The sequence below is a fragment of the Pedobacter sp. genome (genome assembly GCF_965279535.1).
Taxonomy (GTDB): Bacteria; Bacteroidota; Bacteroidia; order Sphingobacteriales; family Sphingobacteriaceae; genus Pedobacter.
In genome coordinates this window covers 560961-584941 of record NZ_OZ257244.1, presented here as the reverse complement: position 1 = coordinate 584941, position 23981 = coordinate 560961, and the positions used below count along the sequence as shown (strand labels likewise).

Here is a 23981-nt window from a genome sequence, read left to right as displayed (position 1 = left end):
ATTTTTTAAGCTAAATGAAGTTTAAACTTGAAGAGAAATTTGCGCAGTCATATAATCATAATGCTGTAGCAACCTACTTTGCTCCAGGACGTGTGAATTTAATCGGCGAGCATATAGATTACAATGGCGGTCTGGTGATGCCCTGTGCCATTACCATGGGAACCTGGCTTGCGCTCAGTCCCAATATGGAGGGAAAAACCAGATTTAAGAGCTTAAATTTTGAGGCATATGGTGAAATGGAAGCCAATCAGATTCAGGTTAAAAATCAAGGCTTTTGGTTCAATTATCCGATAGGAATTATTAATGAGTTCTTAAAGGATGGTCATCAAATTCCTGCATTAGATATGCTTTATTATGGCAATGTTCCCATTGGTTCTGGTTTGTCATCATCAGCTTCTATAGAGATTGTAACAGCCTTTGCCTTAAACGATTTTCTTTCCTTAGGGTACGATAAATTGCAGCTTGTAAAAATGGCAAAGCGTGTCGAAAATGAGTTTATTGGTGTAAATTCAGGTATTATGGATCAGTATGCGGTTGCTTTTGGTGAAAAAGACAAAGCCATTGTATTAGATTGCGACACGCTTAAAAGCAAATTGGTGGATATGGACCTGGGAGAATATGTGCTGGCTATCATCAATACCAATAAACCCCGTGCACTGGCTGATTCTAAATATAATGAGCGCGTTCAAGAATGCCAGACAGCATTAAAACTACTCAACAAGGAAATTGCATTGCATAATCTTTGTGAGCTTACATTTGAAAAATTCGCCCTCCATAGTCATTTGATTACTGATGAAACAATCCTGAATAGGGCAACACATGTGATAAAAGAAAATGATCGGGTACATCATGCCGCTAAAGCCTTAAATAATGGTCAGTTAGAATTATTTGGTCGTTTAATGTATGCCTCGCATGAGTCGCTTAAAGACTTATATGAGGTGAGCGGAAAGGAATTGGATACGATAGTTGATTTCTGCAAAAGCTATGAACCTGTTATTGGGGCAAGAATGACTGGAGCAGGCTTTGGCGGTTGTGCTATTGCTTTACTTAAGAAGGGTTTTGAGGAAGATTTTGCCAAACAATTGTCTGATTACTATTTCGATCGAATAGGTTATTATGCCGCCATTTATATCAGTGAAATAGGAAACGGACCAATCAAATTATAATTATTAAATGTGCGTACAATTTCGATGCAAGTTGTTCAGTGCAATCAAAATAAAATGAAAAAGTTAAAACTCGACGAACTAAACCGACCAGATATAGCAGAATTTAAAGCCCAGGAAAAACTACCTGTAGTGGTGGTTTTAGATAATGTGCGCAGCATGCATAATGTGGGTTCCGTATTTCGCACTGCAGATGGATTTGCATTAGAGAAGGTAGTGTTGTGTGGTATAACTGCTCAACCACCCCATCGTGAAATTGAAAAAACTGCATTGGGTGCAACACAGTCTGTAGATTGGGTACATTATCCTGATACCATTACAGCCGTGGATGAATTGCGGGCAGCCGGATATGAAATCGTTGCGATTGAACAGGCTCAAAACAGCACGATGCTGAATACTTTTAAGCCTGATGAAACTAAAAAATATGCGCTGATATTCGGAAACGAGGTAGATGGTGTAAGTGATGAGGTGATGGCAAAAATAGATGAATGCATAGAAATACCTCAATTCGGAACAAAGCATTCTTTTAATATTGTAATCTCTGCTGGCATTGTACTATGGGATTTCTTTGCTAAATTGAAGTTATAATTTACTGACATGGTAAATCCTCTGTTAAAAAAACTTCAGATTAAGGCTAATTTTAAGGTGAAAATCGAAAATGCACCCGAAAAGACGGCCGGTATTTTTGGTGACATTCCTGCTGACGTTGCGTTTACTTATGGCGAAACAATGACCATGGATGCCTTGATCATCTTTACAACAAGTAAAATGGAATTGAATAATCAAATTCAAAAAAATCTCTCATTAATACATTCGAAAACAATATTTTGGGTTTTTTATCCGAAAAAGTCATCTAAAATAAGCTCAGATTTAGATCTGATGAAAAGCTGGGACGAACTTGGTAATTTTGGTTTATCACCTTGTGCATCTGTTGCGGTAAACGAAACATGGACTGCCTTGCGTTTGAAATTGATTTCAGAAGTAAAACCTTCGGGAATGAGAAACGATCACATTAAAACGAACGAATTCGGTGATTTTATTGATCCTGAAACAAAAACAGTAAAACTTCCTGCAGATTTTCAAGACACATTAGTTTCTCAGCCCAAGGCATTAGCTTTTTTCAATAGCCTATCCTACACAAACAGGAAGGAATATGTACTTTGGATTTTAAGTGCAAAGCAAGAAAAGACACGACAAAGCAGGATCGGAAAATCTCTTGAATTACTCCTAACAGATAAGAAGAATCCAGGTGCAAAATAAAAGCATGATCTGGTTTTGTATAGTAAATAGTACAATTTTTTGGTAATTTCAACGTTTAACGTAACATTTTTGAAAGTTTATTTTAAGGTTCTAATGTTCTGATTACATGTTGTTTGAGGTTAATTTCTGTCCTTTGGCAAGATTTTTTCATGGTCGAAGCTAAACAGTATTGTTAAAAGACTGTTAAGAAGTTATATCTACAAAATATAAAAAACATGAATTCGAAAATTACTAAATCAACAATGTTGGTTGCTTTATTAGGTTTATCATCACAATTATTTGCACAGGAAACGTCGACCTCAACAGGTCGTTTTTCACCAAAAGTATTTAGAACCTGGTCGGTTGGTGTACATGGCGGATTGCTTACACCAAGAACTGTTTTTGGAAATTCCAATCACGCTTTCGAAACTCCGGTAGAGCACATTGGTTACGGCGGGTACGTTAAAAAGCAAATCCTGCCATCATTAGGTATTCAGGCTGATTTCCTAGCTGGTAAAGTTGAAGAATTAAGAGCTTCAAACGGAGCGGGTGGGTTTATCGCCAACACAGGTTACAAAACAAACATTCAATGGTCCGGAGCTTTAAGCGCTGTTTGGAATGTTGCTAACGTTAATATCAACAACGAGAACGCAGTTTTAATACCTTATTTAAAGGCCGGTGCCGGTTACATGTCATCAGGCGCAACAACCTCTCCTGCTACAAGTGATCAAGGTTTTTACAGAGACGGATGGTTTGTTCCGGTTGGAGCTGGTTTCAAATTAGGCGTAGCTAAAGGAATCAATTTAGATTTTGGTTACGACGTAAACTTTGTGAAATCGGCTAAATTTGATGGTTTTAATGGTCCTACAAACGACAAATTTGCTTATGCACATGCTGGTTTAGAGTTTGCAATTGGAAACAAAGAAAAACCTCAATTACAGAACTACAGTTCATTAGCTGATTTACGTAAGCAAAGTGCTGAAGAAAGCTCAGAGTTGAGAAGAGCATTATCTACGGCAGAGCAAAATGCTCAAAGAGATAGAGAACAGTATGCTAAAGATATGGGTGATGATGACAATGATGGTGTAGCAAACAAATTCGACAAATGCCCGGGAACAGCTTCCGGAACAGTAGTAGATGGCTCAGGTTGTCCAATCAAAGTTCAGAGAGAAGTGGTTAAAGAAACCAAAGTAGTGGTTACTGAAGCTGATCGTAAAGTGGTAAGAGATGCAATTTCTAACTTAGAATTTGATTTAGGAAAATCAACTATTCGCTCTAAATCATATGCTACATTGAATCGAGTTGCTGCCTTGTTAGTAGAGAAAAACTTTAGCTTAAAGTTGGCCGGACATACCGATAACACAGGTAGCAGAGAGTTGAACTTACGTTTATCTAAAGACAGAGCTGAATCAGTAAAGGCTTATTTAGTTTCTCAAGGTGCTAATGCCTCAAGAGTTGAAGCTACAGGTTACGGTCCTGATCAGCCAATTGCAACTAACAAAACTGCAGCTGGTCGTCAACAAAACCGTCGTGTAGAATTTACATTATATTAATCATAAATAACATTTGTGTAAAAGCCTCCGGAATTATTTCGGAGGCTTTTTTTATTGTTGTTGGCAAAAGCTTGTTGAGTTATCAGTCTAGGTTCTATTATAAACAGTGTGCTACAAAAAGATTGACCACACTACTTCATACTAACTACTTTCTACTAGGTACTAACTACTTTATACTGGGTACTAAAGACTAACTAAGTCCCTTTTTCTTTTTATAAGTCATCTTCGCCTTTGCACCAGCGCTGTAATTGTAATTTTTGGTGTTGCTGGCTTTCTTCTCATGAAATGCAGCGCCCCTTTCAGATTGCTCCTCTTCTTCTCCGCTTTTTTTCTTCTTAGGTTTTGCAGCGGCGTCAACCACTTTCAAATCGTCTGGTAAATCCATAACCTGCATTTTCTGCCCCAAAGCTTGTTCAATCTTTTTAACTTCTACCAGTTCAATATCGGTAGAAAAATTGATGGCAATAACTTCTTCATTTTCATCATGTTTAATAATGCGTTGAATTAAAGTTTCCTTTCGCTCCGGTAATTCCAGGTGTAAAATAAATGGAACACCCCTCAGATCAGTTTCACTGAAATTTTCATTTGCAACAATTAGCACTCGCGCATTTGTATTTTCAATGAATTCATCAATACTGTCAAATCCTGCATCATCAAAAAATAAGGGTTTGTAAATCCCAATTTCCTGTTCATTGATGTGGTTGAAATTTTTATAAACCGTTTGAGCCGTAAGCCTGGTATTTACAAAAACGATAACCTTATCAAAGGTTTCCGCATCGTTTAATAAAAGTGTCAGGAGATTTAACTTAGTTCTGAAATTCGGTACATTATAGAGCATTTGCGGATAAACTTCTGCTTGTGCCTCTCCCAGTTCATCTACTTCAATGGTGGCAGCAGAATCTTTTATGAAAGGAGAAATCATGTGGTTAAGCTTATCGTGTAGCACTTCAGTAAATACGACATGTTGAGCTTTGTAAGCGCTATTGGCCAATTCTACAACTGGTAGCTGCAAACCTTTCTTTACAATCAGCTCTGCATTATCGACAATGAAAAGTTGAATTTTGTTGGTATTTAAAGCCAATTTTAAATATAAAGCTCTTGCACGATCAGGAACTGCAACAATGATATCTACACCATCGGTAACTTCATTCATCTGAGTCTCAATACTTCCTGAACTATCAATACCTAAAATACGGAAGGTGCTGTTACGGTTAAGTAATTTGAATTGCTCTAGAACATGTGCAACGTGCTCGGCGTCTGGAACGAGGATTAGTGCTCTGGGTGCTTCCTCAAACGCATATTTTAATTTCATTAGCGTTGCTAAAACATATGTAGTTGTTTTACCGGATCCTTCCGGACCTACCGCAACAACATCCTGGCCTCCCAAAATCCTCGACATTGTTTTCAATTGAATTTCTTTTGGAGTCAGAAATCCTGCATCTGTCATGGATGCAACAAGTTGCTTACTAAGTTTTAATTTTTCTAAAGACACAATTCTTATAATTTGTTAAGAATTGCAAATATCCTTAAAATAATTAGCTTTTGATGAATGGAACCAATATTAACTTGTTTTTCAGGTACTGTAAACAAAAAAAAATATTTTTTAATAAAATCTACTAAATCTATAGATATTATAGAAATATTTATATCTTTGCTCCTGTTGATACGTTAAACATGGTTTTAAACATAAATGTACAAAGGTATGTCTATTTATTTTCAATATCCTGCAATCGATGAATATCCTGTTTTGGTGCTACCCATCAATACAGCAGTTAAGGTAGAATATGGCATCAACCTTTCGGCTGTCATTAAAGATGAGCAAGCTATTGAACTGCAAGACTATTTAACGTTAAAACAGGTTTAAGCATTGGCCAGTTGACCGATTGGAAGGTAAAGGTTTTTAACTGAATACAGCGGTTCGAATCCGCTACCAGGCCACAAGTGTTACTCATTACACTTTAATCCCGATCAAGCTCAGATCAGGGAAGATTTGGTTATCTTATATTTGTTTTGTTGTTAGCAAGACTATCCGCGATGGATAGTCTTTCTTTTTTTATAAGAATTTATTTTTTTTCAAAAAAGTCAAAACATTTTAATTCGATCTTGGTTATCTATATAATTCACATTATACTAATCTTTTACAGATTAATTTGTTTGGTTTAGAAAAGGGATTTATGGATATAAATCCCTTTTTACATTTGCAACGTGATTATAAATACTATATTCGTTAAACCATCCATTATTTTTCATTTAGATGAACAGAAAACTTTTCCTTTCTTCATTTATTGCAGTTCCAGCGTTACTTTCTCCTATTAAAACATTTGCAAATGAGGTAGAAACTGAAAAAAAAAATTACGAAGTTCCAAAATATCTAAAAACAGGCGATACGATTGGGATAACAAGTCCGGCAGGTTACATTACTATTCCGCAAATCGAATCTGCTGTTACACAGATCAAAAGTTGGGGTTTTAATATCAAAGTTGGTGAAACCATAGGAAAAAGAGATTTTACTTTCGGAGGAACAGACGAAGAGCGCCTGATTGATTTTCAGCAGATGCTCGATGATCCTACTATAAAGGCGATCATGTGTGCACGCGGAGGTTATGGGTTTGTACGGTTCATTGATCGTTTGGATTTTTCAGCTTTCAAAAAAAATCCTAAATGGATTATTGGTTTCAGTGATATCACAGTAATTCACTGCCATTTAACTCAGCATTATCAAATAGCCTCTATACATTCAAAAATGTGTAACAGCTTTCCAGACGATTGGGTTAAGGCTGAGCCCATTCAGATTGAAACCATTTTATCTATTAAAAACGCACTAATGGGCGAGCAAATGGGATATGTGGCCCCAGCTCATCCTAATAATCGTTTAGGAAATGTGGAGGGTGTTTTGGTGGGTGGTAATTTAAGTATTATTGAGACCCTTGCAGGAAGCCAATCTGATTTAGATACAAAAGATAAGATCCTTTTTATAGAAGATACCGGAGAATACCTTTATAGTATAGACAGGATGCTGTGGAATTTAAAACGTAGCGGGAAATTGACGCATTTAAAAGCGCTGATTGTAGGTGGATTTAAAGTTAAACCAGATGAAACGGGGGATGAATTCGGAAGAACGATCTACGAAATTGTACTCGAGAAGGTAAAAGATTACCGATACCCTATTGCCTTTGATTTTCCTGTTGGTCACCAAAGAAATAATTATGCTTTAAAATGTGGCGTTAAACATACTTTAATGGTGGCCGAAACAGGAACTAAATTGATGTCGCAACAATGAAAGTCAAAATTAGACTGTTTTAACCTCGTCCTCTTCGTAATCTTTAATATCAGTAATATAATCGTTTACCAAGAGAAAATCAAAGAGCGGCTTTGCATCCGGAGTAACAGGCATATTCGCAGTAGTGATTACCTGATTGGTTTTCTTATCTAAAAATGGATAAGCAAAAAGCCTTACATTGGTACTGAACATATCGTTTACATAGTTTAACAGCTGACCAGAATAGTTTTCGCCGGTAAAGTTTGTAGAATTAAATACAAACTTTAAGTTGTTAATATTGGTAGCTAAGCCCACACTTTTAGGTTTGCATCGTGCAAGATATTTAGCTAAACGGTTATGTCTGGTAAAATTGGATACAATTACAATGTTGCCCGTATCACACATATCTTGTGTTCTCTTGGCTACAGATTCCAGATCTATATCATCAGGAGTTTCCTGTGCATCCGTCAAAACATTCGTTAACAGCACTTCAATCATAACCGCTAAATTGCCTTCCTCTACGTGGTTGGTGCGTTTAAACTGTTCTGTAGCTTTGTTAAATAAACTGAAGTTAGGATTTGATTTCTGGCCATATTTGGTACGCAAGATCATAATGTCTTTTTTGTACAATAGGTCTTTAGCCTGCCGAGGATGAGCATTTGAATCAAAAATCGCAGCTGCAGAGAAATCCTTCATAATCATATAAAGGTTTAACAAAATGTTATCAACCCCTTCAAAGGCAGGGCCTTTTACAGATATTAAATCAATTTCTACTGATCCAATGGTCAAATTATCGGCTAAGGATTCAACCATCAATTTCGGGTCTTGATAGTGGTAAAATGCCGCATATACGAGGTTTACTCCGATGATACCCAGCACACGCTGTTGCATGTTCACGTCTGTATCCAGCAATCTAACGTGAAAGAAGATCTCATTAGGAAGTCCACCCGGTTCGTTCTGGAAACATATACCAACCCAGCCATGTGGCTCGTTGGTACGCTTGTAATTTAAAGTCGTTACCGTATCTGCAAAGGCGAAAAATGTGCGGCTTTCATACTTTTCACCAGATAAACGTTCGGTTAGAAGGCCAAATTCATGGTCGAGCATTTGCAAAAGCCTATTCTGACTCACATACCTCCCATTCGCTTCAGCACCATAGATGGCATCGCTAAAGGTCATATCATATGCCGACATCGTTTTAGCTACTGTTCCAGATGCTGCACCAGCATTAAAAAAGTTTCTTGAAACTTCCTGACCGGCACCAATTTCGGCAAATGTACCGTAGATTCTTGGGTCGAGGTTTATTTTTAATGCTTTACGTTTAGTATCCAGAATTTCTCTTTCCATGCCGCAAAAGTACAAAAAAATGCGTTGTCGGTAAATCCAGATGCCAAATTAAAATCAATCTAAATACTGAATAAGCAAAATAAAATAAGGGTAACACTATCCAGCGTTACCCTTATAAAACCTAAACTTAAACTATTATGAAAAAAACTTCAATCTCTTTATTATGAAACTACAATCTCTTTTTGCAGTTTAGAATCGTCTTTTTTGTTGATGGTGATACTTAAAATACCATCTTTATATTCTGCAGTGATTTTCTCACCATCAGCACTATCAGGTAAGTTAAATGACCTGGCAAATGAGCTGTAATCGAACTCTTTACGGCTGAAGTCTTTATTTATTGCAGTTCCTTCACTTTTAACTTCTGCCCAAACAGAAAGTGTGTCTTTTTTAAGGTTAATTTGAAAATCTTCTTTTTTTAAACCCGGGGCAGCCAATTCAATTACATAAGCTTGCTCAGTTTCACTTATGTTAACATTCGGCGATTTATCGATCATTTTATTTTTTGTTAATGCATCGCTAAACAATGAGTCAAAAACATTGTTAAAATAAGGCGCTGTGTTACGGGTTCTGTTGTTAAAATTTACAAGTGTCATATCGCTAATTTTTTATTTTTTTTAATTTTTAAATTGATACTTCAGCTTATTCAACTTATATACCAAACCAAAAAAACATGAATTTTAAGACATTTTGGCAAAAAGAATCAAAAACAAAAGACAAATTGACAGAGTTGAAAAGCCTTTCTGACTTTTTTAACTATAAAACTAATGTTCCAATCAGGTTCGTAGATTTTGACATGATGGGGCACGTAAACAATTCTGTTTATTTTACTTACTTTGAAATTGCGCGTACTAACTACTGGAAGGAGATTGTGAACTGGGACTGGAAGAAAACCGGTATTGTGATTGCACATGCAGAAATTGATTATATCTTGCCTATAGTTGCAAATGATCAGATTGCGGTTCATGTTAAGACATCCAGAATTGGCAATACAAGTTTTGATTTAGAATATCAGATTGTTAAATTGAAGGGCACTGAGGAAGTTATTTGTAGCAAAGGTAAAACAGTTTGTATTGCTGTGGATTATGCATCAGGTAAGCCAACTATCATTCCTGAGGCGGAAAAACAGAAGATGATCAATTTCGAGCAGTTGAATGCATAATACAGGTATTTATATGGAAAGAGGCTCCTGTTTACGTCAGGAACCTCTTTTATTAAGTTATAGCTATACTGATTAATTTAATCGGGCATTATTTTTCCAGGATTCAAGATTCCACTGGGATCAAATACTTGTTTTATGCCTCTCATAAGATTAAGGTGTATTTCAGAATACTTAATGGGCATAAATTCTTTTTGAACCAGGCCTATTCCGTGTTCGCCAGATATAGTGCCTCCTAATGCTGTTGTCAATTCAAAAATCTCTGCAATACCAAGTTTAAGTTTTGTTTTCCAGTCCTCATCACTCATGCCCGCTTTAATAATGTTAACATGTAGATTGCCATCGCCTGCATGACCATAGCAAATGCTTTCAAAGCCATATTTTTCACCTGTTGCTTTTATTCCGGCAACCAGCTGAGGAAGTGCTGCTCTTGGTACTACAGTATCTTCTTCTTTATAAACTGAGTTTGATTTTACCGATTCGGCCATGGTTCTGCGCATGCGCCAAAGCTCCTCCTTTTGCTGTGCTGTATCGGCAAATAAAACCTCAGTACAGTTGTGCTCCTCTAAAACAACGTTGGTTTTTTCGCAGTTTTTAAAGATATCGTCTAAGTCATCACCATCAAATTCAATCATTAAAAGTGCTTTCACATCATCTTTTAAGTCAAATTTAATGTCATCGAATTTTATTACCCACTCCACTCCTTTTCGTTCCATAAATTCGAGTGCAGAGGGTGTAACTCCTGCTCTAAAAATCGCTGATACAGCAGCACACGCTTCTTCATTGGAACTGAAAGACCCCATCATGAGAACAGATTGTTGAGGCTTTGGAAGAAGTTTAGTCACAATTTTTGTCACCACGCCAAGGGTTCCTTCCGATCCGATCATTAACTGCGTCAGGTTATATCCTGAAGCATATTTTAAGGTATTGGCACCCGTCCAGATGATATCCCCGTTAGGAAGAACTACTTCCAGATTCAGGATATACTCTCTAATGGTACCATATTTAACCACACGAGGTCCACCGGAGCCATGGGCTACGTTTCCACCGATAAAACATGAACCTTTACTACTGGGATCAACCGGATAAAGTAAACCTTTCTCAGCTACTGCATTAATGAATTCTTCGGTAATTACGCCTGGCTCAACTGTTGCCTGAAGATTTTCGGTGTCGATTTCGATAATAGACTTGAACTTTTCCATCGACAATGAAATACCTCCGTAAACAGGTAAGGCTGCACCACTCAAACCTGTACCCCCACCTCTTGGCGTTACAGGAATTTTGTATCCGTTACATATTTTGAGCAAGGCAGAGATATCTTCAGGAGTAGTAGGTTTTACTACTACCTCCGGCTGATACCGCAAGTCTTCCGTTTCATCATGGCTATAATTGTCCAGGCTTTCAGCGTCAGTAAAAACCTTGCTATCGCCTATGCTATTTTTGATTTCCTGTAAAATTTCAGGAGTAATTTTGGTAAAATTCATTGTCTATTTGGCTGAGGTATAGTTTAATTGAACAAACGAATGACCGATCTGTCCTGGCATCGGTGGATTCAATTTCTTCATGCTTACCTTAATGTTTGCTACAAATGGGTATTGCTCAATAACTTTTGAAATGATGTTTTTTAGAACTGTTTCGAGCAATTTTTGTGTGTTTTTCATCTCATTGAGGATGATGGTATTTAAGTCTTCATAGTTAACTGTCTGACTTAATTCATCATCAAATCCGATAGCATCGAATTCTGTCTCTAAATCAATTACAAAATGATTACCTATGAGTTGTTCTTCCGGGTAATAACCGTGCAGTGCAAAACATTTTACATCCCTTAAGGCTACTGTTTGTTTAAAATGGCTCATTTTTGATTGATATCTTGCAAAATTAATTTTTCTTACCGAATATAATACCCATTGTGGTAAATTGTTACCTTTGAATTGGAAGTCATTTCTTAACTAAATAAACCTAGTACATGAGCAAGTCAGCAAAAAAAGATCTTTACGAGGCACCAGATTATTATCTGTTAGATGAGTTATTAACTGATGAACATAAATTGATCAGAGCAACCGCTCGGGATTGGGTTATGAAGGAAGTTACTCCTATAATTGAAGATTATGCTCAAAAAGCAGAATTCCCTAAGCATTTGATTAAAGGTTTGGCTGAAATAGGTGCATTTGGCCCAACAATTCCGGTTGAATATGGGGGCGCGGGACTAGATTATACGGCTTATGGTATTTTAATGCAGGAAATTGAGCGTGGTGATTCAGGAATTCGTTCTACTGCTTCTGTGCAGGGTTCGCTGGTGATGTATCCAATTTACGCTTATGGTTCTGAAGCGCAACGTAAAAAATATCTTCCGAAGTTGGCCAGTGGCGAATTAATGGGTTGCTTTGGATTAACTGAACCGGATCATGGTTCTAATCCCGGAGGAATGGTTACAAATATAAAGGATGCAGGAAGCCATTATTTGCTGAATGGTGCTAAAATGTGGATTAGCAATGCTCCTTTCGCCGATATCGCTGTGGTGTGGGCTAAAGATGAGTCGGGGAAAATCAGAGGGATGGTTGTAGAACGTGGCATGGAAGGATTCTCTACTCCGGAAACCCATAACAAATGGAGTTTACGGGCATCTGCAACAGGTGAATTGGTATTTGATAATGTAAAAATCCCTAAGGAAAATGTGTTCCCGGAGATTAGTGGATTGAAAGGTCCGTTGGGTTGCTTGAATCAGGCGCGCTACGGAATTGCCTGGGGTGCTTTAGGAGCTGCAATGGACTGTTATGATACTGCACTTCGCTATTCGAAAGAACGCATTCAATTTGGTAAACCGATTGGAGGTTTCCAGTTACAGCAAAAGAAATTAGCTGAAATGGTTACTGAAATTACTAAAGCACAACTCCTAGTATGGCGTTTAGGAGTGCTCAAGAGTGAAAATAGAGCATCCGCTGAGCAGATTTCGATGGCTAAAAGAAATAGTGTCGAAATCGCATTAGATATTGCCCGAAATGCCCGCCAAATGCTCGGTGGCATGGGGATTACCGGAGAGTACTCCATTATGCGCCATATGATGAACCTGGAATCTGTGGTAACATATGAGGGAACGCATGATATACATTTATTAATTACCGGTATGGATGTTACCGGAATAAACGCATTTAAGTAGTATTCAGGGTTGACGGGATTACGGGATTTTCAGGATTATGTTGGAAATCCTGTAATCCTCTAATCTTTAAAGCGCACATTTAGCTCAGGCGAAAAATTATGTTGTCGCCTATGTTTTGATATCGGATTATTATTTAATTTTGGGGCAACAAGCTTACAATTTAAAAAGATATATAACCCTACAATTAATAAATATAGAACAGGCCTCAGTAAGCTGTAACTTAACTTTCTGTTAATGTAATGATGTTAAATTAGCGCCATGATCATAGCAAATCCTGGTAATCAGATAATCCTGTTCGCGAAGCGAAAATTATGAAAGACTTTAAAAAATATACCTATATCCCCGCTCCTCCCGAAGAGGTTTATTTAGCATTAACCAAAGAAACAAGTATAAAACTATGGACTGGCGCTGAGGTTGAGTTTCAGGAAACACCCGAATCCGAATTTTCATTTTGGGATGGTGATATTACCGGGAAAAATCTGGAGTTTGAATATGGAAAGAAAATCGTTCAACAGTGGTATTTTGGTGAAGAAAATGAACCTTCAATTGTTACGATTAAACTCCATGAAGACCGAAAAGGTACATCATTAGAATTTAAACAAACCAATATTCCTGATGAAGACTATGAAGATTTTACCGAAGGCATTGAAACGTATTTCTTAGGTGGCCTGGTCGATTTCTTCGATGAATAATAAAAACGTTTCCCGCAGATTACACTGATTTTTACAGAACTAATCTTTTAAATCTGCGGGGCACATTAGGAATAGTAATCTTAAGCCCCCTCAACCGCTCCAATCTAAATTAATGAAAATTAAACTCAAAGCACTTTTTTGTGGCCTGTGCGCCCTTGGATTTCTCAATTCCTGCAGTACTTATCTAACTCCCGCCAGTCCGGGCAGTAACTTAGGCTATTTGCCTAAAGCGATGGTTGTTGACAGCATTAAAACATTAACGAGCATTTCTGCTAGCCTTGCGGGGGGAAGCTCGCCAGATGCTAAAGTATCCTATGAGATGGGGATGATTAATATTAGTGCAGCACATACATTCAAGGAATTTAATATCGGGTATGGTTTATTTGGTTATACGGGAAAAGCGGAAAACAGCTCAACTACCAATTCCCTTAAATATCCTGAAGATTATCTTCCTCAGTTTAAGAAAAACTATTTTGGCGCAGGTTTACGGTTCTCTGCTGGCTTGCACAGTACTTCTGAAAATGGAAATACCGATTTTCGATATATCAATTTCGAAAATGCTGTAAACTTTGAAAATGGACCTTATACTGATTTTAGAAGACAAATTTATCGGGGCTTTGTACCTAATTATGTGGCAGTAACAGACAGAAGTTTGATCTGGACTACAGGCCTCTCTTCAGAAATTATATGGCGAGGACGAAGAAACCATGATATTAAACATGCCTTCAGGCTTTTTATTGGTGGAAGCCCTACATTGAATAATGGATTCAGGTTTGGTTCAAATGTTAGTCGTGAAAAGGATGTAAGTTCCGGTGGTTGGGTGGTTAACTATTTTTTAAACGTCAAAAGGTTTTACATGAGTCTGGAAATGGCCAGTACACTTAATTACTCCCAAAAAATAAGTCTGGGCTATACCTTTAAATAAAACATTAAGGAAATTTGCTTGTTCTGTTATAAAAAATAATTATGAACAGAACCGTAGGACTTATATTAATCGTTGTTGGCATCGCCATGCTTGTTTGGACGGGCTTTTCTTACACTAAGAAGGAGAAAATTGTAGATGCTGGTCCGATTCAGATATCTGCCGATAAAGAGAAATCAGTGAATTGGCCACCTTATGTTGGTGGAATTATCCTCGTTGCGGGAGTTGTTGTTCTTGTAGCCTCTAAGAAGAAATAGTTGTTTATTAACCACAAAGGCACCCGGTTTAACTTAATTTTTGCCCTGGTGTCTTTGTGGTGAAAATAATAAATTATATTTCTGTGCTATAAACAGACCTTATCGCATCGCGTAAATTGTACTTAGAAGCCATCACTTCTCCATATGCACCCGCACTGCGAATAGCGAATACGTCTCCTCTAAATGATTCAGGCTGTTCTACTTCCTTACCAAAACAATCTGTGCTTTCACAGATCGGACCAACGATATCATATTTAATGGCGCTGCCATTGCCACGGGTTAAATTTTCTATTTTGTGGTAAGCTTGATATAAAGCAGGACGCATTAACTCTGTCATACCTGCATCCAAAACCACAAAGTTCTTCTTTTTGCCATTTTTGATGTACAATACCCGAGTAATTAATGATGCTGATTGTCCAACTAAAGCCCTTCCAAGTTCAAAGTGAACTTCTTGTCCAGGCTTAACCGTTAAAAATTCATTAAAAATCTTAAAGTACGCTGCAAAATCTGGGATTTGGTTGTCAGGGTTATAGTAATCTATACCTAAACCTCCACCTACATTTAAAACTTTTAGTGTAAACCCTTTATCTTCAAACCAGGTCGCAAATTCATTTACCCGTACACAAAGGTTTTTGTAAACATCTAAGTTGGTAATTTGCGAACCAATGTGAAAGTGTATTCCAATAAATTTAAGGTTTGGAGAAGCTTTTAAAGTGTCGGCACACGCAGATAAATCCCATGAATTGATACCAAACTTATTTTCGTCTAAACCAGTCGTAATGTTATGATGGGTATGTGCATCCACATTAGGATTTATACGAATAGCCACTTGTGCAGTCTTACCTTTTTTCGCAGCAAGTTCGTTCAAAACTTCTAATTCCTGGATAGATTCTACATTGAAGCAGAAAATATCCAGATCCAACGCTTCATTAATTTCCTTGTCGGATTTTCCAACGCCAGCGAAAACAATTTTTTGATGGTCAAAACCAACCTCTACTGCTCTTCTTACTTCTCCGGCACTTACACAATCAGCACCAAAACCTACAGCTTTAATCTGATCTAGCAGGACAGCATTAAAATTCGCTTTCAGGGCATAGTGTATGTGAAATTGGTAATTCGCAGCCGCCTCGGCACAGCTCTTCAAGGTTCTTTGAAGTAAATCTGTATCGTAATAGTAAAATGGCGTTTCAATATTGTTAAACTTTGATATATCTTTATCGGCGAACATGTTCAGATTCCTTATTATAATTTTAATTTTATTCTTCGGGCTAATTTATATAGGCAACTATTTAGATTTGAAACACGGAAGGATCACACAAAAACAATACAATGGTAAAATTAGATTTTCTATTATATTACTATTAATTGTAATCTTTTTCCTATCATTAAAAAAATGGATATAGCTGCTGCCCTATTTGTCTTTTTTATTATTTCTTTGGGTCTATATAACTCTTACAGAAAATATAAAAATGGAATGTTGCCGATAAACTTTCTGCGTGTGCACGTGCTTATCGGCTTTATAGTTGTAATAATTGCTTACTTTCTATTATTCAAATAAACGGCTATGCAAACTTCTTAATGCTTCTGTTTTGTATTCTCCCTGAATCAATAAAGAAACATTGTAATTACTACCGCCATAAGAAATCATTCGGATTGGAATGTGCTTTAAAGATTCGAAAACGCGACTGGCAAAGCCATGTTTGTCTGCTCCAAAATCTCCTACAACACACACAATGGTGTGATTTTCATCAATTACTACAGAACCAAAAGTTTCCAATTCTGTTTTGATCTCCGCTAAGTGCGAAGTGTCATCAATGGTAAGAGAAACAGCCACTTCAGAGGTGGTAATCATATCGATAGGCGTTTTATACCGCTCAAACACTTCAAAAACCCTTCTCAGGAAGCCATAGGCTAACAGCATTCTGCTGGATTGAATTCTTATTGCTGTAATGCCATCTTTTGCAGCGATTGATTTAATTTTTCCTTTTTCACTATCATAAGTAATTAAAGTACCAGCAGCACTAGGCTCCATGGTATTTAATAAACGCACAGGGATTTTGTATTTCTGTGCCGGAAAAACAGATTGTGGATGCAAAATTTTTGCACCAAAGTACGCCAATTCAGCAGCCTCATCAAATGATAATTGTGCAATGGGTTTGGTGCCTTTAACAATTCGTGGATCGTTGTTGTGCATACCATCAATATCGGTCCAGATCTGAACTTCTTCAGCTAAGATTGCCGCACCCAATAACGAAGCCGTATAATCACTTCCACCACGACGAAGGTTATCTACTTCGCCAAAGCTGTTTCGGCAGATGTAACCCTGTGTAATGAAAAGTTTATTGCCTTTATGCTGCTCTAATAATGGAGTTAAATGCTTGGTTGTGAATGGAACATCGGGTTCATTATCTTCATCCGTTTTCATAAAATCTAATGCAGGCAATAATACCGAAGGTACATTGATAGATTTCAGATAAATATGATATAAGGTTGTAGATAGCAATTCGCCCTGGGCTAAAACAATCTTTTCCTCTATTGGGGTAAAAATATCATTTGCAAACCCTGCTAAAAAGTGAAAGTGGTAATCGATCACTTCATTCCCCTGCTCCTGAAACTCAGCTGCTGGTAATAACTCAACAACAAAAGCCTTATATTTTTGATACAGATTTTCGACGCACTCGCTTCCCTTCTTCTTATCTCCAGCCAAAAAGTTGTTTGCAATTTCTACTAAACTATTGGTTGTACCAGACACTGCTGATAGAACTACAATCTGCTCTTCATTTGGATTTATAATATCCAACAACTTGGTCATGCGTTCGGGACTACCTACAGAGGTACCCCCAAATTTTAATATTTTCATTTTTGTACTGGAATATGTAATTTTCTTTTATAATTGTATCGGGGCGTGAAAATAAGCAAAAGCAACTTAAAAGCAACACCCTCAACAAAATAAAATTTGGATTGATTATAAAATTAGAAATTCTAGCCAAACATCTTCCAGAAAAAATTGTTCAACACCAGATATTAAATTAAAAATACAACTCAATGCAGGGAATTGATGAATCTACACAGGCCACGATTAACCAATGGTTAAGCGGTAATTACGATGAACAAACTAAGGCCGAGATACAGGCTCTTGTAGATAAAAACGCAGCTACAGAACTAACAGATGCATTTTATAAAAGTTTAGAATTCGGTACTGGAGGCTTACGCGGTATTATGGGAGCCGGATCAAACCGGATAAATAAGTATACTATTGGCACCGCAACGCAGGGATTGGCCAATTACTTGAACAATAAGTATCCGAACGAAAAGATAAAGGTGGCGATTGCCCACGATAGTCGTAATAATTCAGACTACTTTGCTAAAATAACGGCCGATGTTTTTTCGGCAAACGGAATATACGTTTATTTCTTCTCTGCTTTGAGACCTACTCCCGAGCTTTCTTTTGCCGTTCGTCACTTCGGCTGCAAAAGTGGTGTAATGTTAACGGCTTCACACAACCCAAAAGAATATAATGGATACAAAGCTTACGGCGCCGATGGTGGACAGTTCACTTCTCCGGATGATAAGCTGGTTATTGATGAAGTAAATAAGATCAAGAGCATAGACGAAGTCAAGTTCGATCGTATAGAATCAAATATTGAACTTATCGATGAAGCAGTAGATAAACTCTATTTAGATGGTATCACAGCGCTTTCCATTTCTCCGGATGCAATTAAGCGCCAGCACGATTTAAAAATTGTATTCTCGCCAATTCACGGAACAGGGATTACATTAGTGCCAAAAGCTTTAGCTCAATTTGGCTTTACCAATGTTACAATTGTGGAAGAGCAAAGCCAGCCTGATGGAAACTTCCCAACTGTTGTTTATCCTAATCCAGAAGAAAAAGAGGCCCTTACTTTAGCTATGAATAAAGCTAAGGAGATAGATGCAGACCTGGTTTTAGCTACAGATCCTGACGCCGATCGCGTGGGTATTGCAGTAAAAGATAATAATGATGAGTGGGTATTGCTAAATGGTAATCAGACAGGTTGTTTATTAATTAATTACTTATTAACCGCCTGGCAGGAAAGTGGCAAGCTAGATGGTAATCAGTTTATTGTAAAAACGATAGTAACTTCTAACCTGATTGAGGAGATTGCCAAGAAGAAAGATGTTACTTACTACAACACCTTAACCGGATTCAAATATATTGGACAGTTGATGACTGAACTGGAAGGTAAGAAATATTTCATTGGTGGAGGAGAGGAAAGTTATGGTTACCTAATCGGAGATCTGGTACGTGATAAAGATGCTGTAGTTTCTGCTGCATTTATCGCAGAAATGACGGCTTATTATAAAGATAAAGGCAACAGTTTGTATAATGCTTTGCTAGATATGTATGTAGAATACGGATTATATAAGGAAGATTTAGTATCCTTAACTAAAAAAGGCAAAGCCGGTGCTGAAGAGATCAAAGCCATGATGGAGAAATTCAGGAATAACCCTCCAGCCAGTTTAGGTGGATCAAAAGTTTCTGTGTTGAAGGATTATGAACTGGGGCAAGAGACTGACCTTGCAACCGGAAAGGTTTCGAAGTTGGATTACCCAAAATCAGATGTGTTGCAGTTTATCACCGCAGATGGCAGCATAGTTTCTGCCCGTCCGAGTGGTACCGAACCTAAAATTAAGTTTTATTGCAGTGTGAACGCGCCGTTAGCTGATCGCAAAGATTTTGCAAATGTAAACGCTCAGCTGGCAGATAAGATTAAAGCAGTTATGGCCGACTTACAAGCATAATTAGCTAATAATATAATTAAAAGCACAGTTGAAATATTCAGCTGTGCTCTTGTGTTAGATTTTTTGAATCTTATTTCATCAATTGTAAATCCTTTTAACTCAATATCCCTAACAAAGTTTTACAATCACAATATTTTTCTATATCAATTTTTCTTGAAGGTAACCTCTCCTTCTCCATTCGTGCTGAGGTTGTTATAGATTTGTTTCCAGTATGAGATGACCTTACCCTCTTTATTCACCAAAGAAAGAATCGGTTTAGATTTATCTACCCTTTTTTCATTCAGCAAAATGCCATCTAATACATTACTATAGTAGATGTTTAGCGTATTGTCTTTCGCTGTGGCAAAGCATTTAATTTTGTAAGAGGTTTGTATCCCCTGAGCATCAATTATACAAAGCGATTTGCCATTTACAGGCTTGCTCACATCCATTATATATGAAACATAACCATCATTAAATGCCCAATGACCGGTAAAATCCAGTTTGGAACTTTGTGCAAAACAGAACTTAGCTGTTATGAAAAATAGAAGTAATAAAATGTTTTTCATTTATTGATGGCTAAATATAGTTCTTATAGTTAAACACAAGAAATTTGTAAGTAGTTTTCTATTATGAAGAGCTGTAGGTTATAATGATAACCGTCTTGGGGTGTGAGAAGGAAGAATATAAGATACAAATCTTCGTAAAACCTGTAGATTATATTTTTATTCTTCACTTTCTTTAATACTTTTGCAGCATTAATTGGTTATGTTCAAAAGAATCCTCATATATTTTCTAATTATGGCCACCGTTTCCAATGGTGTGATGCAATTAGTAATTTATTCTGGTTATCAAATGAACAAAGAGTACATTACCAGTGTGTTCTGTATTAATAAAGAGCATCCCGAATTGCATTGTGATGGCCAATGTTTCTTAGCCAGAAAACTAAAAGACCTGGATACTAAAAATAAACAGGTACAAGATCAGCTGAAAAGGGTTGTGGAAGCAGAACCTCAGTTCAGAGTTCTGGTCATTAACCATGAAATCCCATCTTTTACCATCGAAAATTTGACTGGTTATTTTGAAAAACCTGTTAAGGATTTATCAATTTCTATATTCCATCCGCCTAAAGTGGCTTAGTTATTTGTTTTTTTCTGTTGTTTCTGCTCTTGAAGGAGAATATGTTTATGCAATCTGTTTGCGTTACAACAGCCATTATTAATCACTAAGACATTTTAAGAATGAAATTATCATACTATTTACTGGCATGCCTATGCCCTATTATATTATTGTCATCTTGTAAAAAAAGTAATGACGACATTGCACCTGATACGAAATCAGGCTTTACCATCGAGTTTGAAAACCAGGTAAGCGGAAGTCCTTTAACACTGAATACCGTTACTTATAAAAACGCTAATGGCGATGATTTTAAAATCAATGTTTTTAAATATTATATCAGTAATATCAAGTTGAGCAAAGCCGATGGAAGTACTTACGCTATTCCAGAAAGTTATTTTTTAATAGACGCTTCAAAAAGTGAGCTTACCAATATAAGCTTAAAGGATGTACCCACTGGTGATTACACTAAAATAGAATATACCATTGGTGTAGATTATGCCCGTAATTTTGCCGGAGCGCAAACGGGTGCTTTAGATCCTGTTAACGGGATGTTCTGGACCTGGAACAGCGGCTATATTTTTGTGAAACTAGAAGGAACTTCACCACAGTCAAAAGCTACTGGTAATGCACTTACATTTCATATCGGTGGCGTAGTTGATCCCAATAATACCATTCGAACATTCGCGACTGAGATTAATGCTGCCAATCCACTAAGAATAAGGACGGATAAAAAGCCAAATATGCATTTTATTGTAAATGCAGCGGCCTTATTTACCGGTAAAACAAATATCAGTTTTGGCACTTTGAATTTCACTATGGGAGGAGCAAATTCGGTGCTTGTTGCCGATAATTATGCCAATGGTATGTTCAGATTGGATCATATTCATAATTAATGCAGAGGAAACTTTATGTCATCGCGATACTCGGAATGGGTATTGCGATGATGTATGCCTGCAGTAAAAATCAGGAAGATGAAGTGCCTGCAAACTTGAATGTAGCCTTTAAAATTCCAGCTAATTTTCCTGTACCGGCATATAATTTCGATGAAAATAAACTAACCAATGCAGGTTTTGCCTTGGGCAAGAAACTTTTTTACGATGCGCGTTTATCGGCAGATAAAAGTGTTTCTTGTGGAAGTTGCCATCAGCAATTTGCTGCATTTGCGAACCTCGATCATAAGGTTAGTCATGGCGTAGCAAACTGCCAGGGTAAACGTAATACTCCACCATTATTTAATCTGGTCTGGCAAAAGGCATTTTTCTGGGACGGTGGTGTGAAAAACTTAGAAACTTCACCGCTTAATGCCATTGCAGACACCTGCGAAATGCGTACAGACATCGCAACTGTAATCGCTTTTTTAAAAAGTACGGCACCATATCCGGATTTGTTTAAATCTGCCTTCGGAACTGAAGAAATCAACTCTCAGTTAATCTTAAAATCCTTAGCTCAATTTATGGGGGTGATGGTTTCAGGTAACGCTAAATACGATCAGGTAATGCGCAAAGAAAACGCTGCCGCTTTTACTTCAAGCGAACTGGCAGGTTATAATCTATTTAAAGCCAGGTGCGTGTCCTGTCATGCTGAGCCATTTTTTACCGATTTTTCTTATCGCAGCAATGGACTTGATCTTCAAAGCGCTGATGAGGGGCGCTCTCACATTACAGGATCGGCAACGGATTTTGGAAAATTCCGTGTACCTACGCTTAGGAACATTGAATACACGAGCCCTTATATGCACGATGGTCGTTTTTACAGTTTAGATGAGGTATTGGAACACTATAATGCTGGTGTAAAGCCTGCGGCCAACCTGGATCCTTTATTAAAAAATGCTATTCCGCTAACTACGCTCGAAAAAGAACAAATTAAAGCATTCTTAAAGACCTTAACAGATCATGAATTTATTAAAAATACACTATTTAGTGAATCGTAAATTACTTTTTATAGCGCTGCTATTGATGGGTAGCCAGGTATTTGCCTGTGATATTTGTGGTTGCTTTATGGGGATTACTCCTTACTATAATCGTAACAGCATAAGTTTGCTTTACCGCTATCGATCATTTAGCGGCTATGAAGGCCAAAATCATGCGTTATTCCCATCTGGGGGAAATTTCTTTATTCCGGCAAGAAGTCAAAATTCACCTATCACCAATCATGCAGGAAATCCTGACGACTATGAACTTTATCGTTCATTGGAACTTAGGGGGAAGTACTTCATTAATAGTAAATTAGAAGTTAATGCTATTTTGCCTTATGTTTCTAATAGTGAGCGATATAACGGCTATACATCTTCTATTTCTGGGCTGGGCGACATTAATATTTACGCAGGCTACCACGTGTTACAAAAGCTGGAGGACAATTTTAAACAGCAGTTAATTGCCGGTGCAGGTGTAAAACTTGCAACCGGTAAAAATGACTTTAAAAATAATGAGGGTATCCGGTATTCTTCTCTTATGCAGGCTGGTACTGGCAGTACAGACGCATTTGTTTACCTCAATTACCTGGTTGGCCTGGGTAAATTTGGCGCCAGTTTAAATACTTCTTATAAAGTAAATGGTACCAATAGCCGTGATGAAGGCATAGCGAACAGTACCACAAGTTTTCTAAATATTTTTTATGTACAACAGATAGGTAAAGACCTGCAAATAATGCCTTCTGCCCAATTCTTCTACGAATATTCGGGTGGAGAGAAATATAAGGCTGAGAAAACCGGCGAACACATTATGAATAACTTAATGGGCGGAGCTGGTTTAGACGTTTTTTATAAAAATGTGGCCTTAAATGCGGGTATTCAAAAGAATATCTGGGAGGCAAAAACCGACCATCCCATGAGTGCGGGAAAGGTTTATGTAGGACTGACTTATAATTTTTAACAAAAATGAAAAGACTAAACACAGCAATGGCGCTATTGGGATTGCTGATTTCTTTGAACCTGGCCTGCAAAACGGAACCAGATGCAAAGGCAATTCGCAAAGAAGTTTTAAATATTCACGATAAATTAATGCTTGATGGTGAAAAGCTGATTAAAAACAGAATGCACCTGGATACGATTTTGATAGCTGAAAAACAGAAGAAATCAGCTGATACAGCACAGATGACCGATTTAATTTCAAAACTTAATCAGGCAGACGAGAAAATGATGGATTGGATGCATTTTTTTAAAGATGATTTTAAAGGTAAAACGGCCCAGGAAGATTTGGACTATTACAAGTCGCAAATGATCAAGATCAGGGCTGTAGAAGATGATTATATTAAATTAATCAGAGCTTCAGATTCTGTGCTCAAAGTTCATCACATTTCTCCTGTAAAAAAGCATCATCATGTGCATCAGCATAAACACTAGTTTGTGTCCCATAGAT

At 37.3% G+C, this 23981-nt stretch carries 25 protein-coding genes; 17 read left to right on the top strand and 8 right to left on the bottom strand.

Annotated features, from left to right (window positions below; all coding sequences use genetic code 11):
- Positions 1–14: 14 nt before the first annotated feature.
- The 4 genes from ACQY77_RS02120 to ACQY77_RS02105 all read left to right on the top strand — a co-directional run bounded on the left by ACQY77_RS02120 (position 15) and on the right by ACQY77_RS02105 (position 3955).
- The gene (locus ACQY77_RS02120) at positions 15–1166 is read left to right on the top strand and encodes a galactokinase (RefSeq protein ID WP_421939639.1); all 1152 of its coding nucleotides are present in this window, start codon (positions 15–17) and stop codon (positions 1164–1166) included.
- Positions 1167–1220: 54 nt separating this feature from the next.
- Positions 1221–1751 (top strand): RNA methyltransferase, encoded by a 531-nt coding sequence (locus ACQY77_RS02115; protein WP_421939640.1) that lies wholly within the window; start codon positions 1221–1223, stop codon positions 1749–1751.
- Between the two features lie 57 nt (positions 1752–1808).
- The gene (locus ACQY77_RS02110) at positions 1809–2423 is read left to right on the top strand and encodes a YdeI/OmpD-associated family protein (RefSeq protein ID WP_421939641.1); all 615 of its coding nucleotides are present in this window, start codon (positions 1809–1811) and stop codon (positions 2421–2423) included.
- A 215-nt stretch (positions 2424–2638) separates the two neighbouring features.
- On the top strand, positions 2639–3955 hold the full coding sequence (locus ACQY77_RS02105; protein WP_421939642.1) for an OmpA family protein: 1317 nt from the start codon (positions 2639–2641) through the stop codon (positions 3953–3955).
- A 190-nt stretch (positions 3956–4145) separates the two neighbouring features.
- On the opposite strand, the gene ACQY77_RS02100 is transcribed toward ACQY77_RS02105, so the two are convergent.
- A complete protein-coding gene (locus tag ACQY77_RS02100) occupies positions 4146–5447 on the bottom strand; it encodes a DEAD/DEAH box helicase (RefSeq protein WP_421939643.1) in 1302 nt (433 codons plus the stop codon).
- Between the two features lie 210 nt (positions 5448–5657).
- Between ACQY77_RS02100 and ACQY77_RS02095 the strand changes: the two genes are divergently transcribed.
- Together ACQY77_RS02095 and ACQY77_RS02090 are read left to right on the top strand one after the other, a co-directional pair.
- Positions 5658–5819: a hypothetical protein gene (locus ACQY77_RS02095; RefSeq protein ID WP_421939644.1), complete on the top strand. Its 162-nt coding sequence runs from the start codon at positions 5658–5660 to the stop codon at positions 5817–5819.
- Between the two features lie 390 nt (positions 5820–6209).
- Positions 6210–7235: a S66 peptidase family protein gene (locus tag ACQY77_RS02090; RefSeq protein ID WP_421939645.1), complete on the top strand. Its 1026-nt coding sequence runs from the start codon at positions 6210–6212 to the stop codon at positions 7233–7235.
- A gap of 9 nt (positions 7236–7244) precedes the next feature.
- Here ACQY77_RS02090 and ACQY77_RS02085 read toward each other — a convergent pair whose 3' ends face one another.
- On the bottom strand, positions 7245–8561 hold the full coding sequence (locus tag ACQY77_RS02085; RefSeq protein ID WP_421939646.1) for a nicotinamide mononucleotide adenylyltransferase: 1317 nt from the start codon (positions 8559–8561) through the stop codon (positions 7245–7247).
- 161 nt (positions 8562–8722) lie between these two features.
- Positions 8723–9154, bottom strand: a complete 432-nt coding sequence (locus ACQY77_RS02080) for an Hsp20/alpha crystallin family protein (RefSeq protein WP_421939647.1) — start codon at positions 9152–9154, stop codon at positions 8723–8725.
- A 77-nt stretch (positions 9155–9231) separates the two neighbouring features.
- Here ACQY77_RS02080 and ACQY77_RS02075 point away from each other — a divergent pair, with 77 nt between their 5' ends.
- A complete protein-coding gene (locus ACQY77_RS02075; protein WP_421939648.1) occupies positions 9232–9720 on the top strand; it encodes an acyl-CoA thioesterase in 489 nt (162 codons plus the stop codon).
- A 77-nt stretch (positions 9721–9797) separates the two neighbouring features.
- Here the strand turns inward: ACQY77_RS02075 and ACQY77_RS02070 are convergent, their stop codons facing one another.
- A complete protein-coding gene (locus tag ACQY77_RS02070) occupies positions 9798–11201 on the bottom strand; it encodes an FAD-binding oxidoreductase (protein ID WP_421939649.1) in 1404 nt (467 codons plus the stop codon).
- A 3-nt stretch (positions 11202–11204) separates the two neighbouring features.
- Positions 11205–11573, bottom strand: a complete 369-nt coding sequence (folB, locus tag ACQY77_RS02065) for a dihydroneopterin aldolase (RefSeq protein WP_421939650.1) — start codon at positions 11571–11573, stop codon at positions 11205–11207.
- Between the two features lie 110 nt (positions 11574–11683).
- On the opposite strand from folB, the gene ACQY77_RS02060 reads away from it, so the two are divergent.
- The 4 genes from ACQY77_RS02060 (at position 11684) to ACQY77_RS02045 (ending at position 14745) form a co-directional block, all read left to right on the top strand.
- The gene (locus ACQY77_RS02060) at positions 11684–12874 is read left to right on the top strand and encodes an acyl-CoA dehydrogenase family protein (protein WP_421939651.1); all 1191 of its coding nucleotides are present in this window, start codon (positions 11684–11686) and stop codon (positions 12872–12874) included.
- Between the two features lie 311 nt (positions 12875–13185).
- Positions 13186–13566, top strand: a complete 381-nt coding sequence (locus ACQY77_RS02055; RefSeq protein WP_421939652.1) for an SRPBCC domain-containing protein — start codon at positions 13186–13188, stop codon at positions 13564–13566.
- A gap of 112 nt (positions 13567–13678) precedes the next feature.
- Entirely contained in the window at positions 13679–14491 is an 813-nt protein-coding gene (locus ACQY77_RS02050) for a hypothetical protein (RefSeq protein WP_421939653.1), read from the top strand.
- 41 nt (positions 14492–14532) lie between these two features.
- Entirely contained in the window at positions 14533–14745 is a 213-nt protein-coding gene (locus ACQY77_RS02045; protein ID WP_421939654.1) for a hypothetical protein, read from the top strand.
- A 73-nt stretch (positions 14746–14818) separates the two neighbouring features.
- On the opposite strand, the gene lysA is transcribed toward ACQY77_RS02045, so the two are convergent.
- Together lysA and ACQY77_RS02035 are read right to left on the bottom strand one after the other, a co-directional pair.
- Positions 14819–15973 carry a diaminopimelate decarboxylase gene (gene lysA / locus ACQY77_RS02040; RefSeq protein WP_421939655.1) on the bottom strand — a complete coding sequence of 385 codons (1155 nt, stop codon included), beginning with the start codon at positions 15971–15973 and terminating at the stop codon, positions 14819–14821.
- 318 nt (positions 15974–16291) lie between these two features.
- Complete coding sequence (locus tag ACQY77_RS02035) at positions 16292–17605, bottom strand: aspartate kinase (protein WP_421939656.1); 1314 nt, start codon at positions 17603–17605, stop codon at positions 16292–16294.
- A 185-nt stretch (positions 17606–17790) separates the two neighbouring features.
- Between ACQY77_RS02035 and ACQY77_RS02030 the strand changes: the two genes are divergently transcribed.
- Entirely contained in the window at positions 17791–19527 is a 1737-nt protein-coding gene (locus ACQY77_RS02030) for a phospho-sugar mutase (RefSeq protein ID WP_421939657.1), read from the top strand.
- Positions 19528–19670: 143 nt separating this feature from the next.
- On the opposite strand, the gene ACQY77_RS02025 is transcribed toward ACQY77_RS02030, so the two are convergent.
- Positions 19671–20075: a DUF5991 domain-containing protein gene (locus ACQY77_RS02025; RefSeq protein ID WP_421939658.1), complete on the bottom strand. Its 405-nt coding sequence runs from the start codon at positions 20073–20075 to the stop codon at positions 19671–19673.
- Positions 20076–20274: 199 nt separating this feature from the next.
- Here ACQY77_RS02025 and ACQY77_RS02020 point away from each other — a divergent pair, with 199 nt between their 5' ends.
- From ACQY77_RS02020 to ACQY77_RS02000, 5 genes are all read left to right on the top strand, one after another.
- Positions 20275–20646, top strand: coding sequence for a hypothetical protein (locus tag ACQY77_RS02020; RefSeq protein ID WP_421939659.1), 372 nt, complete (start codon positions 20275–20277; stop codon positions 20644–20646).
- Between the two features lie 101 nt (positions 20647–20747).
- Positions 20748–21518 (top strand): MbnP family protein, encoded by a 771-nt coding sequence (locus ACQY77_RS02015; RefSeq protein ID WP_421939660.1) that lies wholly within the window; start codon positions 20748–20750, stop codon positions 21516–21518.
- A complete protein-coding gene (locus tag ACQY77_RS02010) occupies positions 21518–22555 on the top strand; it encodes a cytochrome-c peroxidase (protein ID WP_421939661.1) in 1038 nt (345 codons plus the stop codon). Before ACQY77_RS02015 ends, ACQY77_RS02010 begins: the two co-directional genes overlap by 1 nt.
- Positions 22518–23495, top strand: a complete 978-nt coding sequence (locus ACQY77_RS02005; RefSeq protein WP_421939662.1) for a transporter — start codon at positions 22518–22520, stop codon at positions 23493–23495. The genes ACQY77_RS02010 and ACQY77_RS02005 overlap by 38 nt, the downstream gene beginning before the upstream one ends.
- 5 nt (positions 23496–23500) lie before the next feature.
- Positions 23501–23965 (top strand): hypothetical protein, encoded by a 465-nt coding sequence (locus tag ACQY77_RS02000; protein WP_421939663.1) that lies wholly within the window; start codon positions 23501–23503, stop codon positions 23963–23965.
- Positions 23966–23981: the final 16 nt, after the last annotated feature.

Excerpts from the sequence above, each read along its gene's own strand:
- ACQY77_RS02120 (WP_421939639.1), top strand. The coding sequence starts at position 15 with ATGAAGTTTAAACTTGAAGAGAAATTTGCGCAGTCATATAATCATAAT.
- ACQY77_RS02115 (WP_421939640.1), top strand. The coding sequence starts at position 1,221 with ATGAAAAAGTTAAAACTCGACGAACTAAACCGACCAGATATAGCAGAA.
- ACQY77_RS02105 (WP_421939642.1), top strand. The coding sequence starts at position 2,639 with ATGAATTCGAAAATTACTAAATCAACAATGTTGGTTGCTTTATTAGGT.
- ACQY77_RS02095 (WP_421939644.1), top strand. The coding sequence starts at position 5,658 with ATGTCTATTTATTTTCAATATCCTGCAATCGATGAATATCCTGTTTTG.
- ACQY77_RS02090 (WP_421939645.1), top strand. The coding sequence starts at position 6,210 with ATGAACAGAAAACTTTTCCTTTCTTCATTTATTGCAGTTCCAGCGTTA.
- ACQY77_RS02085 (WP_421939646.1), bottom strand. The coding sequence starts at position 8,561 with ATGGAAAGAGAAATTCTGGATACTAAACGTAAAGCATTAAAAATAAAC.
- ACQY77_RS02080 (WP_421939647.1), bottom strand. The coding sequence starts at position 9,154 with ATGACACTTGTAAATTTTAACAACAGAACCCGTAACACAGCGCCTTAT.
- ACQY77_RS02075 (WP_421939648.1), top strand. The coding sequence starts at position 9,232 with ATGAATTTTAAGACATTTTGGCAAAAAGAATCAAAAACAAAAGACAAA.
- ACQY77_RS02070 (WP_421939649.1), bottom strand. The coding sequence starts at position 11,201 with ATGAATTTTACCAAAATTACTCCTGAAATTTTACAGGAAATCAAAAAT.
- folB (WP_421939650.1), bottom strand. The coding sequence starts at position 11,573 with ATGAGCCATTTTAAACAAACAGTAGCCTTAAGGGATGTAAAATGTTTT.
- ACQY77_RS02060 (WP_421939651.1), top strand. The coding sequence starts at position 11,684 with ATGAGCAAGTCAGCAAAAAAAGATCTTTACGAGGCACCAGATTATTAT.
- ACQY77_RS02055 (WP_421939652.1), top strand. The coding sequence starts at position 13,186 with ATGAAAGACTTTAAAAAATATACCTATATCCCCGCTCCTCCCGAAGAG.
- ACQY77_RS02050 (WP_421939653.1), top strand. The coding sequence starts at position 13,679 with ATGAAAATTAAACTCAAAGCACTTTTTTGTGGCCTGTGCGCCCTTGGA.
- ACQY77_RS02045 (WP_421939654.1), top strand. The coding sequence starts at position 14,533 with ATGAACAGAACCGTAGGACTTATATTAATCGTTGTTGGCATCGCCATG.
- lysA (WP_421939655.1), bottom strand. The coding sequence starts at position 15,973 with ATGTTCGCCGATAAAGATATATCAAAGTTTAACAATATTGAAACGCCA.
- ACQY77_RS02035 (WP_421939656.1), bottom strand. The coding sequence starts at position 17,605 with ATGAAAATATTAAAATTTGGGGGTACCTCTGTAGGTAGTCCCGAACGC.
- ACQY77_RS02030 (WP_421939657.1), top strand. The coding sequence starts at position 17,791 with ATGCAGGGAATTGATGAATCTACACAGGCCACGATTAACCAATGGTTA.
- ACQY77_RS02025 (WP_421939658.1), bottom strand. The coding sequence starts at position 20,075 with ATGAAAAACATTTTATTACTTCTATTTTTCATAACAGCTAAGTTCTGT.
- ACQY77_RS02020 (WP_421939659.1), top strand. The coding sequence starts at position 20,275 with ATGTTCAAAAGAATCCTCATATATTTTCTAATTATGGCCACCGTTTCC.
- ACQY77_RS02015 (WP_421939660.1), top strand. The coding sequence starts at position 20,748 with ATGAAATTATCATACTATTTACTGGCATGCCTATGCCCTATTATATTA.
- ACQY77_RS02010 (WP_421939661.1), top strand. The coding sequence starts at position 21,518 with ATGCAGAGGAAACTTTATGTCATCGCGATACTCGGAATGGGTATTGCG.
- ACQY77_RS02005 (WP_421939662.1), top strand. The coding sequence starts at position 22,518 with ATGAATTTATTAAAAATACACTATTTAGTGAATCGTAAATTACTTTTT.
- ACQY77_RS02000 (WP_421939663.1), top strand. The coding sequence starts at position 23,501 with ATGAAAAGACTAAACACAGCAATGGCGCTATTGGGATTGCTGATTTCT.